The sequence below is a fragment of the Nocardiopsis mwathae genome, from assembly GCF_014201195.1.
Classification (GTDB): domain Bacteria; phylum Actinomycetota; class Actinomycetes; order Streptosporangiales; family Streptosporangiaceae; genus Nocardiopsis_C; species Nocardiopsis_C mwathae.
Genome location: NZ_JACHDS010000001.1, coordinates 979,433 through 993,890 on the forward strand (window position 1 = coordinate 979,433; position 14,458 = coordinate 993,890).

Sequence of the window (14,458 nt, forward strand, 5' to 3'; positions counted from 1 at the left end):
CGGGCGCACCGGAGGCCCCGCTGCGCATCCTGATCGCCGCCGACACCTACCCGCCCGACGTCAACGGCGCCGCCTACTTCACCCACCGGCTGGCCACCGGACTCGCCCAGCGGGGGCACGAGGTGCACGTGGTGTGCGCCTCGGACACCGGGCGGCCCGGCACCGGGCACGACGCCGGGGTGGTGCTGCACCGGCTGCGCTCCGCACCGCTGATCGTCCACCCGACGATGCGCACGGCCCTGCCGCTCGGCGTCAGCGGGCACGTGGCCCGCCTGATCGACCGGCTGGCCCCGCACGTCGTGCACGCCCAGAGCCACTTCACGGTGAGCCGCGCCGCGATCCGCCGCGGCCGCCTCTCCGGGACACCGGTGGTGCTCACCAACCACTTCATGCCGGACAACCTCTTCGCCCACGCGCACATCCCGCAGCGCCTGCACAGCGCCGCCGGGACGCTGGCGTGGCGGGACATGATCCGCGTCGCCTACGAGGCCGACTACGTCACCACGCCCACCCGGCGGGCCTCGGGACTCCTGGCCGACAAGGGCTTCACCCGCACGGTGGAGGCGGTGTCCTGCGGCATCGATCTGGAGCGCTTCCACCCGCGGCCGGGGGAGCGCCGGGCCGCGCGCGACCGGTTCGGCCTGCCCGACCGCGACACCATGGTGTTCGTCGGCCGCCTGGACGAGGAGAAGCGCATCGACGACCTGATCCGCGCGCTGCCGCGGGTGCACCGTGAACGCGACCTGCAGCTGGCCCTCGCCGGCACCGGTCAGCGCCAGAGCGCGCTGCGCGACCTCGCGCAGCGGCTCGGAGTGGCCGACCGGGTCCACTTCCTCGGCTTCGTGCCCGACGAGGACCTACCGCTGGTCTACGTCGCCGCCGACGTGTTCGCCATCGGCAGCGTGGCCGAGTTGCAGAGCATCGCCACCCTGGAGGCCATGTCGACCGGCCTGCCCGTGGTGGCCGCCGACGCGCTCGCCCTGCCGCACCTGGTCGACGAGGGCCGCAACGGCTACCTCTACCCGCCGGGCGACACCGCGGCACTGGCCGACCGGCTGCTCGACGTGCTCGCCCCCGGCGACCGGCGCACCGCCATGGGCACGGCCAGCCGGGAGATCGCCCGCACCCACGACCACCGCCGGTCCCTGGACCGCTTCGAGGAGATCTACGCCGGTATCCGGCCCCGACCGGTCCCGCGCGGTGCGCGCCGCTTCTCCGTCATCGGCCTGACCGAGGTGCGGTGCCGCCAGGGCGTGGCCGCCTGAGTTCCGGTCGGGAATTCGGGCGGTGCCGCAAACTCGGGCATAGACCGATTCATCCCCGAATACACCGCTACTTTCCGTGGTTTTTGCATCACGTTTCGATGCCGACCCCCCGTGGTGGGATACACACCTAGTGTGTGGTTCGTGGGGGCAGGCCGAGCGGGCGGGGACATCGAATCGGTCGCCGCTCGGCTTCGCAGCGCCGAGCTCAAGGCCCAGGAGCACGAAGCCGACATGGCCGTCTTCGAGCGTGACCACACCGCCCTCGACGCGCGCGTCAAGCGGCTCGAAAGCGAGCTGGAGGACCTGCGCCACCGGCGCATCGAGGCCTACGCGCGCTGGTGGAACACCCGCGAGGACCGCGACCGCTCCCTGCACATCGCCCGTCGGCTGCGGCGCCGGCTGGAACGGGCCCGGCGCCGCCGACTGCGTGCCGTCGGGGGCTACGCCGAGGGGTGAGCTCCTCCGCCGGGCGGTTCGGTGCCCGCCCGCGGGAGCGCCCCACCCGCCCCCTCGCGCTCCAGGGTGTCGGCCAGCGCCTCGCTGACCTCCCGGGCCGCGGTGAGCAGGGCGCGCAGGGTCACGTCGATGGCCGGGCGCAGCGCGCTGGAGGCGCGGGTGACCGCGTAGACGTCCCGCGAGGGGGCGTCCTCGGGAAAGCGGCGGTAGGCCAGGCCCCGGCTGCCCGAGGCGAGCGCGAGGGCGGGCACCGCCGCGATGCCGATGCCCCGCGACACCAGGCTGAGGATGGTGCCCAGGCCCTCGAACTCCCAGGCCGCCGACGGGGCCCCGCCGATCTCGGCCAGCAGCCGGTCGGTGCCCTGCCGGGAGGGTTCGCCGTGCGGGGCGGCGATCCACGCCTCGTCGCGCAGGGCGCGCAGCTCGACCGGCCGCGCCGGGTCGGCCAGCGGGTGGTCCTGGGGCAGCGCGAGCACCATGGGGTCGCGCAGCAGGGGCGTGTGGCGCAGCTTGCCCGCGCGGTCGTCGGGGCGCAGCCCGCTCCAGTCGTCGACCACGGCGATGTCGATCTCCCCGGTGCTCACCTTGTGCGCCCCGGAGCCCTCCATCGCCTGGCGCAGTACCAGCTGCATGCGCTCGTGCCGGCGCAGGCTCTGGGCCAGCCGCGGGGCGAAGGCGACGGCGGCGGTGGGGAACGCGGTCACCGTGACCCGGCCGCGGGGGGTGTCGGTCTGCGCTGCCAGGGCGGCTTCCGCGGCCTCCACCATGGCCAGGATCTGCTCCGCCTGTTCTGCGAGGAGTCGTCCGGTATCGGTCAACTCGGCGCTTCGTGCGGTGCGGTCCAATAAGGACGCCCCGACCTCGCGCTCCAGGGTGGACAGCTGTTGCGAAACTGCTGACGCTGTGTAGTCAAGTGCCTGCGCAGTGGCAGCAATGGTGCCGTGTTCTGCGAATTCGCGGAGGATCTGCAGGCGGCGGAGATCGAGCATAAGGTCAGCTTACGCTGGCCATAGAAAAGACTCGCTTGTGGTGATGGAGAGCGGGCGGCAGGGTGAGACGTGCGGCCGGGTGAACGCATCCGCCGGCCGATTTCCCACAGCCCTCCGGACCCAATGCGGAGTTGATCGCTTCATGTCTGTCAGCGTGTCGGCGACGCTCGCCGTCAACGAAGCGCTCGCCGAACGGCGGCGCCAGGGACTACCCGTCCTGCCGATGGGCTTCGGCGAGGCAGGCCTCCCGGTGCACCCGGCTATGCGGGACGCGCTGGCGGCGGGCGGCGACAGAAACTCCTACGGTCCGGTCGCCGGGGTGGCACCGCTGCGCACGGCCGCCGCCGGGTACTGGGACCGCCGCGGCCTGCCCACCGACCCCGGCCTGGTGATCGCGGGGCCGGGCAGCAAGCCCCTCCTCTACAGCCTGCTGCTGAGCATCGGCGGCGATGTCGCCATCGCGGCGCCGAGCTGGGTCAGCTATGCCGCGCAGACGCACCTCGCCGGGCACAGCACGGTGTTCGTGCCCACGGCGCCCGCTCAGGGCGGCGCCCCCCAGCCCGACCTGCTCATCGACGCGGTCACCCGGGCCCGCATGGAGGGCCGCGACGTCCGCTCGGTCATCGTGACCACACCCGACAACCCCACCGGTACCGTGCCCGCGCAGGGGACCGTCCGGCGGCTGGCCGAGGCGGCGCGGGCACTGGACCTGGTCATCATCTCCGACGAGATCTACCGCGACCTCGTGCACGAACCCGGCGCCACCGTGCACAGCCCGGCCGAGTTCGCCCCCGAGCGCACGGTCGTCACCACCGGCCTCAGCAAGAACCTCGCCCTGGGCGGTTGGCGGCTGGGCGTCACCCGGCTTCCCGACAGCGACATCGGACGCCGCCTCCACACCGACCTGCTGGGGGTGGCCAGCGAGATCTGGTCCACTCCGGCCACCCCGATCCAGCAGGCCGCCACCTACGCCTTCACCGAGCCGGCCGAGATCGCCGACCACATCGCCCGCAGCCGACGGCTGCACGGCCTGGTCGCCCGCGCCGTCGCCGACCGGTTCGTCAGCACCGGAGCCATGGTGGCCGCGCCCCAGGCCGGGTTCTACCTCTACCCCGACTTCGAGGGGCTGCGGGAACCGCTCGGCGCCGACCACGGCGTCACCACCGGCCCGGAGCTGTGCGCCCTGCTGCTGGACACCTACGGCATGGGAACGTTACCGGCCGCCGAGTTCGGCGAGGAGACCCGCGCACTGCGGATGCGGGTGGCCACCAGTCTGCTCTACGGCGAGACCGAGGCGCAGCGCTACGCCGCGCTGGCCGCCGACGAGCCGCTGGCCCTGCCGTGGATCCGCGAGCACCTCGACCGCCTCGACGAGGTGCTCGACCGGCTGGTCTGCGGGAACCGCGTTCCTTGCGGCGACGCCGGGTGAGAGGCGACTCCGCCGCGTGAGGACGTCTGCGCGCGGCTACGGGGGCGAGGAGCGGGACCGGAGAGGGGCCGGTCCCGCTCCTCCGGCTGCGGGCGCTGCCGCAGGTACCCCGGTCGGCGCGATCACCGAACGGTAGTGCTCCAGCAGCTGGTCGCCGATGACGTCCCAGGTCCGGGCCTGGACCGTGGGCCGGGCCGCGGCGGCCAGGCGGTCGCGCAGGGGCGCGTTGTGCACCAGCCGCCCGACCGCCACCCGCAGCTCGCGCACGGAATCGGGGGCGAACAGCAGGCCGTTGAGTTCGGGCAGCACCAGGTCCAGCGGGCCGCCCGAGGCCGGAGCCACCACCGGAACACCCGAGGCCAGCGCCTCCTGCACCGCCTGGCAGAACGTCTCATCGGCGCCGGTGTGCACGAAGACGTCGAGGGAGGCATGGACCCGGGACAGTTCCGCGCCGGTGCGCTGGCCGAGGAAGACCGCGCCGCGCAGCCGCCGGCGCAGCCGCTCCCGGTCCGGGCCGTCCCCGACGACCACCAGCCGCACCCCGCGCAGCCGCAGCACGTGCGCGAGCAGGTCGACGCGCTTGTCGCGGGCGAGGCGGCCGACATAGCCGACGATGACCTCGCCGCCGGGGGCCAGCCGCCGGCGCAGCGCCGGGTCGCGGTGGCGGGGGTGGAAGCGTTCGGTGTCCACTCCGCGCTGCCACAGGCTCAGCCGGGGGACGTCGTGGTCGGCCAGCTCGCGCAGGGTCGCCGACGAGGGGGCCAGGGTGCGGTCGACCGCGGCGTGGATGCGGTGCAGCAGCGGCCAGAGCACGTCACCGGCGGGCACCCCGTAGCGGGCCACGAAACCCGGCAGGTCGGTCTGGTAGACGGCGACGGTGGGCAGTGCCCAGCGGCGCGCCACGTCCACCGCGGTCAGCCCCAGCAGGGCCGGGGAGGCCAGGTGGACCACGTCGGGGCCGAACGAGCGCAGGGCGGTGGTGAGGCACCGCCGCGCCGGCAGGCCGCCGGTGAAGCCGCGGTAGAAGGGGAGGGGCACGCCCGGCACGCGCACGACCGGAAAGCCGGCGTAGTGGGCGGGGCCGGCGCCCGGGGCGAGGATGAGCGCCTCGTGGCCGCGGGCGGCGAGGTGCTCGGCGACCCTGCAGACCGAGTTGGTGACGCCGTTGACCTGCGGGAGGAAGGACTCGGTGACGATGGCGACGCGGAGGGGAGGGGCGGGTGCGGCGGAGGCGGGCGGAGGGATGGAGGTCGCGGTCGTGGGGCTCGCGGTCACGGTTGTCTCCCAGGGGCGGGGGTCTCCTGCCCGGCACGTTAGGCGCCGCACGTGAACCCCTCCGGACCTGCGGTGGGCGCCCGATTGACGATCTTCCTCCGGCTATGCGAAGCGGCCGCGGCCCAGGCCTCCGGCCTATATCGCGTCCGAGGAGGTGTTTCGGTACCGATGGCCGTAGGATCGCGAGCTGTCGCCCGAAACACACCCACGGATCAGGAGCGCCACATGACCCTCGTCGAATGGGCCGAGCTCGTCAGCGCGGAGCTGGAGCTGGGAGAGGAGATCGGCAAGGGCGACGTCGACCGCATCCTGGACCTCGCCCGCGACGCGGCGCACTCGGTCGCCCGCCCGGCGGCGCCCCTGACCACCTACCTGCTGGGTATCGCCGTCGGTCGCGGCGCCGATCCGGAGGAGGCCGCCGCCGCGCTGAGCCGACTGGCGCTCGCCCAGGCGCCCGAAGCGCCCGACACTCCGTGATCTCCGCTGGTCATACGCCTGTAACGGAACGCCTAAGCGATCACTCTGTGGAAGAAACGTGACGCATACGTGACGAATCAGGCCAAAAAACCGTGTAAATGTGGCGGTGCGCTGCATCACGTTGATCGCGACGATGCGTCGTGTCGTCGCCTGACCGCGTCCCTACCCGGCCGGAGGGCGGCGCAGCCTCACCCCCTCGCTCGAACACATAGGGAGTTCGTCCATGGATCAACTCGCGGACATGCTGGACACCCTCTCCGGCATCATCTGGAGTGAGTACGTCCTCATTCCGCTGCTGCTGCTCACCGGGTTGTTCCTGACGGTCCGGCTACGGCTGCTGCAGTTCCACAAGCTCTTCCACGCCCTCTGGCTGGCGCTGATCCGCCGCAAGGAGGCCGAGGGCGTCCAGGGCGACATCTCCCACTACCAGGCCCTGAGCACCGCGCTCGCCGCCACCGTCGGCGTCGGCAACATCGCCGGTGCCGCACTGGCGATCGGCATGGGCGGTCCGGGCGCGCTGTTCTGGATGTGGATGACCGGCCTCGTCGGCATGGCCACCAAGTACAGCGAGGCGCTGCTCGGCGTCAAGTACCGGCGCGAGGACAGCGTGGGCAAGCAGAGCGGCGGCCCCATGTTCTACCTCCGCCACGGCCTGCCCGGCGGGCTGGGGCTGACGCTGGGCGTCCTGTTCGCCGTGTTCGGCGCCATCGCGGCCTTCGGTATCGGCAACGGTACCCAGGCCAACACCGTCTCCCAGCAGCTCAACGCGGTGTGGGGCGTCCCGACCTGGGTGGCCGGCATCGCGATGGTGATCATCGCGGGCACCGTCATCATCGGCGGCATCAAGAGCATCGGCCGGGTCGCCGCCGGCGTCGTGCCGATCATGATCCTGCTCTACATCGGCGTCACGCTGCTGGTGCTCATCGCGCACGCCGGCGACATCCCCGCCGCCCTGGCCCTGGTCATGACCGACGCCTTCACCGGCCAGGCCGCAGCGGGCGGTGGCGCCGCCTCCATCTTCGTGGTGATCCAGGCGGGCGTGGCGCGCGGCATCTTCTCCAACGAGTCGGGCCTGGGCACCGGCGCCATCGCGGCGGCCGCGGCCAAGACCGACCAGCCGGTGCGCCAGGCGATGGTGTCGATGACCCAGACCTTCATCGACACCCTCATCGTCGTCACCATGACCTGCCTGGCCATCATCGTCACCGGTGTCTGGCAGGAGGACGGCCGCGGCGACGGCGCCGCGATGACCTCGGCCGCCCTCCAGGACGGTCTCGCGGCCATCTCCCCGGGGCTGGGCCCGCTGGGCGGCTACATCGTGGCCATCGCCGTCGCGGTGTTCGCCTTCACCACCATCCTGGGGTGGTCCTACTACGGCGAGCGCTGCATCGACTTCCTCGTCGGCCACAAGGGTGTGCCGTTCTACCGCGTGGTGTTCGTCGCGATGATCTACGTCGGCGCCGTGGCGTCCCTGGACATCATCTGGCTGGCCAGCGACATCGCCAACGGCCTGATGGCACTGCCCAACCTCATCGGCCTGCTACTGCTCTCCCCGGTCATCGTCCAGGAGACGCAGAAGTATTTCGGCAACCCCGACTGGAAGAATCCGGACATCAAGATTCCGGACGTGCGCCAGTAGCCGCCCGCCGACCCTTCCGGCCCCGCCCCGCACCCCGCGCGGCGGGGCCTTTTCCCGGACATCGGGAGTACGCCTCTCGGGAGAACGATTCGAATCTCCGCGGTGGTCCCGACCGTTCTCCCGAGATCAACGGGGGAGCGGACGGTCGGATGCGGGGCCCCACCAAGCGTGGAAGTGGTGGACCGGGCCCTTTCCCGTTCCGGCGTCGAGAACGTCGGCGTGGCGCAGGGCCGCGGTGAGGTAGGCCTTGGCGTCGCGGACCGCCGCGGCGACCCCGTCGCGCTGGGGCAGGAGAGCGGCGATGGCGGAGGAGAGGGTGCACCCCGTGCCGTGGGTGTTGGAGGTGGGGACGCGCTCGGCGGTGAAGGTCCGCGGCTCCCGCCCGGGCGCCGCCAGCAGGTCGGTGCACCGCTCGCTCGCGGAGCCGCCCAGGTGGCCCCCCTTCAGCAGGACGTGCCGGGCGCCGAGCCGCAGCAGCCGGTCGGCCTGGGCGGCCATCGCCTCCAGGTCGGCCGCCTCGTCCTCGGCCAGCAGCTCGGCGGCCTCCGGCAGGTTCGGTGTGACCAGGTCGGCGCGCGGCATCAGCTCGGTGCGGACCGCGGCCACCGCGTCGGCGGCCAGCAGCCGGTCGCCGCTCTTGGCGACCATGACCGGGTCGAGCACCACGTTGCCCAGGGCGTAGCGGTCGATGGCGGCGGCGACGGCGGCGATGACGCCGGTGTCGGCCAGCATCCCGATCTTGACCGCGTCCACCCGGGCGTCGGTGAGGAGGGTGTCGAGCTGGTCCGCGACGAACGCGGCGGGGACCGGATGCACGCCGGTGACGCCCCTCGTCGACTGGGCGGTCAGGGCGGTCACGACCGTCATGCCGTAGCCGCCGAGGGCCGAGAAGGTCTTCAGGTCGGCCTGGATTCCGGCGCCGCCGCTGGGGTCGCTGCCGGCGATGGACAGGATGTTGTAGCCGCTCACGGGCGTTCCTTCGCTAGTACGAGCTAGATCAGGTTCGACGGGTGTGCTCTCAGCCGTGACCGGTGGATGGGCCGGTCCCGGCACCCCGCGCCGTCATGGACGTGGTGTGGAGTTGTGGGGAACCGTGGGATGGACGGGTCTCAGCCGCGGCCCGCGGAGTCGACCTGGTCGGGGGCGCGGTGGCGGCCCTGGGGCGCCGGGCCGCCGCCGGGGCCGTCGGCCTCCCGGCGGGCGCGGGCACGGCGTTCGACCAGCAGCACCGTGACGACGACGGCGAAGCCGACGACGGCGAGCGCGACGGTGACCGGAACGTCGCCCTGCGGCGCCTGAAGCGTGCGGTCGCCGTCCTGCCACGGCCACAGCGCGCGCAGCGAACCGGCCATCAGGCCGGTCAACACGACCAGGGTGATGTGGTGGTAGTTCTCCAACAGCCACTGCAGCAGCTTGACGAAGAACGCCAGGCCGAAGAACGCGCCCAGCGCGAACGTCGAGATGTATCCGAGGTCGCGGGTGTTGAGCGCGTCCATGGTGACCGTGTACAGGCCGAAGGTCAGCAGGATGAACGAGCCCGAGACGCCGGGGAGCACCAGCGCGCAGATGGCGACGGCGGCGGCGCCCGCGACGATCAGGAAGTCGGGTTCGACGTGGGCCGGGGGCAGGCCGGTGAGCAGGAACGCCCCCGCGGCCACCACGAGCGCCAGCAGGTAGTGCCCGGCCTTCCAGGTGCGTCCGGACCCGCTGTAGGGCACCCACAGGGAGGCCAGCACGAGGCCGAAGAAGAGCGCATAGGCGCGCTGCTGCTCGCGCTCGACCAGGGGGGCGAGGAACTTGGCCGCGAGCAGCGCGGCGATCACCATGCCGACCAGCACCGCGATGATGGCCGCCCAGTCGGCCTTGCGGAACTCCTCGGCGGCGCGCCCCAGGCCGCGACCGCGCGGCAGGTCGCTGACGGCAAGCCGGACCCCGCTCACCACGTGGCCCGCCGAGGTGATGAGCGTTTCGTAGATGCCGACGATCAGGGCGACGGTTCCGCCGCTGACGCCGGGGACCACCTCCGCGGTCCCGATGAGGGAGCCGCGGAACGCGTTGAAGAGGTGAGTGCCGACTGACTTCGCCATGTCTCGCGTTTCGTCTGAAGAGGCCGGGAGGAAAGATAAAAGGGTCGGGCGGCCGCCTCGCGGGCGGCGCGCCCCCAGTCTAGGGCGGATGCGGCGGGGGTTCGGGCGCCGTGCGCCCGCCTCCTGCGCCCATGGGTTTCGGACCGGTGCCGGGGACAGCGGGCCGTGTGCACCGGCATCGTATGGGTACAGACGCGTCGACGCGTCGGGACCCCGGGGGCGACGGGGCGGTCCCGACCGACGGACCCTGCGGCGTGGAGCCGCGGAAGCGGGGGTGGTGAGTGATGACGGGATGTATCCACGCTGCGCGGTTTCCCGGATGGGAGTGGTGGGCAACCGGAAAATCCGCCCCTTGTGCAACGGGGGCACCATCTGTTCTCCTGCTGGAGGCCGCGTCAACCGGGGCTTTGTGCGTTAACCGAACGGGTATCTGAAAATCGAATAACGATCACTGCTGTTCCGATCAACGGCGATCGAAGGGAAATCCTGGATGAGCGACACCCGCAGTCTGGGCCGCGACACCTCCGGTGGGAACCACACCGGGCCCGTCATTTCGAGCAGCGACCACATCGGACTGGCCGAGACCCACTCGGCACACAACTACAACCCCCTGCCCGTCGTCATCTCCGAAGGCGAGGGAGCCTGGGTCACCGACGTCGAGGGGCGCCGCTACCTCGACTGCCTCGCCGGCTATTCGGCGACCAACTTCGGACACAGCAACCCCGACCTGCTGGCGGCCGCACACCACCAGCTCGACCGGGTGACGCTCACCAGCCGCGCCTTCTACCACGACCAGTTCGGCCCCTGGGTCACCGCGCTCGCCGACCTGGTCGGCAAGGAGAAGGTACTGCCCATGAACACCGGGGCCGAGGCGGTGGAGACCGCCGTCAAGGTCGCCCGCCGGTGGGCCTACGACGTCAAGGGCGTGCCCGACGGCCAGGCCACCATCATCGTCGCGGGCGGCAACTTCCACGGCCGCACCACGACCGTCATCTCCTTCTCCGAGGACCCCGACGCCTACGGCGGATTCGGCCCCTACACCCCCGGCTTCCGCGTGGTCCCCTACGGCGACGCCGACGCGATCGCGGCGGCCGTCGACGGGACCACGGCCGCCGTCCTCGTCGAGCCCGTGCAGGGCGAGGCCGGCGTCATCGTGCCGCCCCCGGACTACCTGCCCCGCATCCGGGAGATCTGCGACGAGAACCGGGTGCTGTTCATCGCCGACGAGGTGCAGTCGGGCCTCGGCCGCACCGGCACGGTCACGGCCTGCGAGCACACCGGGGTGGTCCCCGATGCCTACCTGTTCGGCAAGGCCCTGGGCGGCGGCATCCTTCCCGTCTCGGCCATGGTCGCCGACGAGGACGTCCTCGGCGTGATCAAGCCGGGCCAGCACGGCAGCACCTTCGGCGGCAACCCCATGGCCGCCGCGATGGGCCGCACCGTGGTGCGGATGCTGCGCGAGGGCCCCTACCTGGACAACGCCCAGCGCCTCGGCGAGCTGCTGCGGGCGCGGATCAAGGAGTTCGTCGGCAACGGCGCGGTCGCGGCGCGCAGCATCGGGCTGTGGGCCGGGATCGACGTCGACGACTCGCTGGCCAGCGGCCGCGAGCTGTGCGAGCGGCTCGCCGCCAAGGGCGTTCTGGTCAAGGACACCCACGGCTCGACGGTGCGGCTCTCCCCGGCACTGGTCGTCACCGAGGAGGACCTGAACTGGGCGCTCGACCGGTTCAGCGAGGTCCTGGCCGAACTGCGTGCGGAGAAGGGGTAGGCCCTGGTCCGCCGTCCCGCCGCGCCGGGACCACCGAGACCGCCCGGTGGCCGCGCCGCCCCCGTTTCCGGGGCGGGGCGGCCACCGCTGTGTATGCCCTACTCGACCTCGGCGGCCAGCACGTCGGGGGTGACGTTCTCGACGGTCTCCCGCGTCACGAACAGCGGGCGCCCCGGGCCGGAGGTGACCCGCTGGGCCACGCGGTCGCTGAACGCCGCCTGTCCGGCCGCGTTGGGGTGGAAAGTGCTGCGATCCACCCTGATGCCATCGCTCAGGTCGCGCAGGAGCACCCCGTTGAGCCACGGTTCGTCGGCGTCCACCTCGTGGCCCCGGAACACGGTGTAGAGGTCGACGAACTCCACGCTGCCGACCTGGCCCTCGTCGTAGATCTCGGCATCGGCGCGGTTGACCGCGTTCTCCAGCCGCAGGTTGAAGCGCTTGATGGTGGAGTTCAGCCACTTCTGGTCGCCGACCGTCAGCGTGTAGTACATGCCCTCGGGCTTCTCGGCGAACAGCCGCGGATAGCCGAGCACGACGACGCGGGCGTCGGGCGCGCGGTCGCGCAGCTCCGCCAGCAGGTCGTCGAAGGTCGACTCGAAGCGCTCCATCCGCTTCTCGATGTCCTCCTCCTGACCGGTGCAGGCGTCGGCCTCCACCAGCGGCAGCCGCACCATGCAGGTCCGCAGGACCGGCGTGAAGCCCAGGTCGTTTCCGCCGATGCCGAGGGTGATCAGGGACGTGTGCGGGGTGACCTGGTCGAGCTGGGAGCCGGTCGAGCCGATCTCCTCCAGCATCGCCGTGCCCTTCTGCGAGCTGCACGCCACGAAGCCGAGCTCGCCGGCGAAGTCGTAGGCGTTGGTGAGCCGCTGGGGGTAGGCGTTGGCCGAGCGCCAGCACCCGCCGGAGCGCGCGGTACCGGGCAGGTAGTCGCCGGCGCCGTCCCCGGAGGAGTAGGAGTCGCCCAGCGCCACGTAGTGGCCCCACGTGGCCGCCTCGACGGGGGCCATCTCCACGCGCCAGTCGGGGACCTCGGGGTCGTCCTCCTCGGGCGGGACGGGCCGGTCGGGGCAGCCGCGGCCGGTGAGGTCGCACCACAGCCCCAGGGCGCCGTCGCGGGTGGCCGGGACGGCGGCGACGATGACCAGCACGAACACGAGGGAGACGGCGAGGGAGCCCAGGACCCAGGTCCGCCGCGTGAGTTCTGGTATGCGCACTGTCGCGTTCTGCCTCTCGTTCTGCGCCGCCCCCGTTCTCGGGCCGGGAGGCGGCGCGACCCTGGAGGCAGGTTACCCGCAGCCGCCGGTGATCCGGCGGGGGCGCGCATGACCTCCACGGCCCGCGCCCCAGGAGGTCCGGGGCGCACCGAACCGGGTGGCCAGGTCCGGGGGGACAGGGCGGCGGGTCAGGTCGGCCGAGTGCTCCCCACGACGTCCAGGACCCGCTTGACCTCGACCTCGTCCAGGTCGGCGCGGGCGGTCAGCCGCAGCCGCGACCGACCGTCGGGGACGGACGGCGGTCGGAAGCACCCGACGCGGACCCCGGCCTCGCGGCACCGCCGCGCCCACGCCACCGCCGCGTCGGGGGAGGGCGCGCCGACGGATACCACCGCCGCGTCCGGAGCGTGGACGTCGAGCCCCAGTTCCCCCAGGCCCGCCGCGAGCCGCCGGGCCGTCTCCCGCAGCCGTGCGGCCCGCTCGGGCTCGGCCCGCAGCACCCGCAGTGCCGCCAGCGCCCCGGCCACCGCGGCCGGGGCCAGCCCGGTGTCGAAGATGAACGTGCGGGCGGTCTCCACCAGGTGCCGGATCACCCGCTGCGGGCCGAGCACGGCACCGCCCTGGGCCCCCAGCGCCTTCGACAGCGTCGCCGTCACGACGATGCCGCCCCGCTCGGCCGCGGGGATGCGCGCCGCGCCGAGCGCACCGCGCCCGCCGTCGCCGACCACGCCCAGACCGTGCGCGTCGTCCAGGAGCAGCGCCGCCCCCTCTTCGGCGCAGACCCGGGCGAGGGCGGGCAGGTCGGTGAGGTCGCCGTCCACGGAGAAGACCGTGTCGCTGACCACCAGGCGCCGCTCGGCGGGGTGGGCCCCCAGCGCCGCCAGCGCGGCTCCCGCATCGGCGTGGTCGAACAGCGACACCCGGGCACCCGCGGCCTTGGCCAGCCGGGTGGCGTCGATCAGCGACGCGTGGTTGTACCGGTCGCAGACCAGGTGTGCGCCGGCACCGGCCAGCGCGGTGACCATGCCGAGGTTGGCCGCGTAACCGGAGGAGAAGACGAGCGCCGCCTCGGTGCCGTAGAACGCGGCGAGCTCGGCCTCCAGCTCCCCGTGCAGCGCGGTGTCCCCGGTGACCAGCCGCGACCCGGTGGAGCCCGCCCCCCACCGCCGGGCGGCGTCGGCCGCCGCCCCGGTGACCTCGGGGTGCCGGGTCAGCCCGAGGTAGTCGTTGCCCGCCATGTCGAGCAGGTCCTCGTCGGGCACCCGGGGCCGCGTCCTGCGGGTCAACCCCGCCTCCGCCCGTGCCCGCGCGGCACCGTCCAGCCACCCGAACGGGTCGGCCCGCCCGGCGCCGCCGCGGCCGGACGCGGCCGTCGGCCCGGCATCGGCCGACACATTCGATGCCTCCACCACATTCGAGGCCTTCGACGCGGTCGACGCGTCGTCCTGCGGGTCTGTCGTCACCGTGGGCTCCGATCTCCGACGGATGCCGCTGCCTGCGGACCGGTGGGGCGCCCGGCCGCCACAGCCGAGCCGCGGTACGGGCGCGGACGCACCAACGCGTCCGTACCGGAAATCGAGGGTAGTGGGGGCGGATCTCCGGCCCCCGCACCCCCCGCTCGCGCAGGCCGAACCGGTCGCGCCGCGGCCGGTCTCCAGCCCGCCGGAGAGGCGGTACGCCCCGCGGCGTGCCCCCCTGTCCTACCGGGCCAAATGCGTGTTCACCGAAGCCCATGGGCGCGACGGCGGTACCCGTCGCGCACGCCCTCCTCGCTTGCGGACGCGCCACCGCCGGGCCGTTCGGCCCACCGGATACCGGCGCTCCCGCGCGCTCCTTCGCGACCACGCCGGTAGGACAGG

12 protein-coding genes and 1 riboswitch are annotated in these 14,458 nt (G+C 73.0%); of the genes, 6 read left to right on the forward strand and 6 right to left on the reverse strand.

All coding sequences use genetic code 11. The features are described from left to right. The first annotated feature begins 20 nt into the window (after positions 1 to 20). Positions 21 to 1,265 carry a glycosyltransferase gene (locus tag HNR23_RS03830; protein ID WP_246421945.1) on the forward strand — a complete coding sequence of 415 codons (1,245 nt, stop codon included), beginning with the start codon at positions 21 to 23 and terminating at the stop codon, positions 1,263 to 1,265. Between the two features lie 141 nt (positions 1,266 to 1,406). After that, the gene (locus HNR23_RS03835) at positions 1,407 to 1,721 is read left to right on the forward strand and encodes a hypothetical protein (protein WP_394353742.1); all 315 of its coding nucleotides are present in this window, start codon (positions 1,407 to 1,409) and stop codon (positions 1,719 to 1,721) included. Here the strand turns inward: HNR23_RS03835 and HNR23_RS03840 are convergent. Continuing rightward, positions 1,706 to 2,710, reverse strand: a complete 1,005-nt coding sequence (locus HNR23_RS03840; protein WP_184073519.1) for a LysR family transcriptional regulator — start codon at positions 2,708 to 2,710, stop codon at positions 1,706 to 1,708. The two genes, HNR23_RS03835 and HNR23_RS03840, sit on opposite strands and share 16 nt — an antisense overlap. A gap of 142 nt (positions 2,711 to 2,852) precedes the next feature. On the opposite strand from HNR23_RS03840, the gene HNR23_RS03845 reads away from it, so the two are divergent. Continuing rightward, complete coding sequence (locus HNR23_RS03845) at positions 2,853 to 4,139, forward strand: pyridoxal phosphate-dependent aminotransferase (protein ID WP_184073521.1); 1,287 nt, start codon at positions 2,853 to 2,855, stop codon at positions 4,137 to 4,139. 36 nt (positions 4,140 to 4,175) lie between these two features. On the opposite strand, the gene HNR23_RS27390 is transcribed toward HNR23_RS03845, so the two are convergent. Then, the gene (locus tag HNR23_RS27390; protein ID WP_343070414.1) at positions 4,176 to 5,414 is read right to left on the reverse strand and encodes a glycosyltransferase family 4 protein; all 1,239 of its coding nucleotides are present in this window, start codon (positions 5,412 to 5,414) and stop codon (positions 4,176 to 4,178) included. A 225-nt stretch (positions 5,415 to 5,639) separates the two neighbouring features. Here HNR23_RS27390 and HNR23_RS03855 point away from each other — a divergent pair, with 225 nt between their 5' ends. Both HNR23_RS03855 and HNR23_RS03860 read left to right on the forward strand, forming a co-directional pair. Beyond that, the gene (locus HNR23_RS03855; RefSeq protein ID WP_184073523.1) at positions 5,640 to 5,891 is read left to right on the forward strand and encodes a DUF6457 domain-containing protein; all 252 of its coding nucleotides are present in this window, start codon (positions 5,640 to 5,642) and stop codon (positions 5,889 to 5,891) included. A 223-nt stretch (positions 5,892 to 6,114) separates the two neighbouring features. Continuing rightward, on the forward strand, positions 6,115 to 7,530 hold the full coding sequence (locus tag HNR23_RS03860) for an alanine/glycine:cation symporter family protein (RefSeq protein WP_184073525.1): 1,416 nt from the start codon (positions 6,115 to 6,117) through the stop codon (positions 7,528 to 7,530). Between the two features lie 126 nt (positions 7,531 to 7,656). Here HNR23_RS03860 and thiD read toward each other — a convergent pair whose 3' ends face one another. Together thiD and HNR23_RS03870 are read right to left on the reverse strand one after the other, a co-directional pair. Further along, positions 7,657 to 8,499 (reverse strand): bifunctional hydroxymethylpyrimidine kinase/phosphomethylpyrimidine kinase, encoded by an 843-nt coding sequence (gene thiD, locus HNR23_RS03865; RefSeq protein ID WP_184073527.1) that lies wholly within the window; start codon positions 8,497 to 8,499, stop codon positions 7,657 to 7,659. After that, positions 8,488 to 8,597, reverse strand: a riboswitch (TPP riboswitch). It overlaps the preceding gene by 12 nt. Positions 8,598 to 8,639: 42 nt before the next feature. Next, complete coding sequence (locus tag HNR23_RS03870; RefSeq protein WP_184073529.1) at positions 8,640 to 9,617, reverse strand: DUF368 domain-containing protein; 978 nt, start codon at positions 9,615 to 9,617, stop codon at positions 8,640 to 8,642. 490 nt (positions 9,618 to 10,107) lie between these two features. On the opposite strand from HNR23_RS03870, the gene rocD reads away from it, so the two are divergent. Beyond that, positions 10,108 to 11,385 carry an ornithine--oxo-acid transaminase gene (gene rocD, locus HNR23_RS03875; protein WP_184073531.1) on the forward strand — a complete coding sequence of 426 codons (1,278 nt, stop codon included), beginning with the start codon at positions 10,108 to 10,110 and terminating at the stop codon, positions 11,383 to 11,385. A 98-nt stretch (positions 11,386 to 11,483) separates the two neighbouring features. Here the strand turns inward: rocD and HNR23_RS03880 are convergent, their stop codons facing one another. Both HNR23_RS03880 and HNR23_RS03885 read right to left on the reverse strand, forming a co-directional pair. Continuing rightward, positions 11,484 to 12,599, reverse strand: a complete 1,116-nt coding sequence (locus HNR23_RS03880) for a GDSL-type esterase/lipase family protein (RefSeq protein WP_184073534.1) — start codon at positions 12,597 to 12,599, stop codon at positions 11,484 to 11,486. Positions 12,600 to 12,787: 188 nt separating this feature from the next. Continuing rightward, the gene (locus HNR23_RS03885; RefSeq protein WP_343070733.1) at positions 12,788 to 13,993 is read right to left on the reverse strand and encodes an 8-amino-7-oxononanoate synthase; all 1,206 of its coding nucleotides are present in this window, start codon (positions 13,991 to 13,993) and stop codon (positions 12,788 to 12,790) included. Between the last annotated feature and the right edge of the window lie 465 nt (positions 13,994 to 14,458).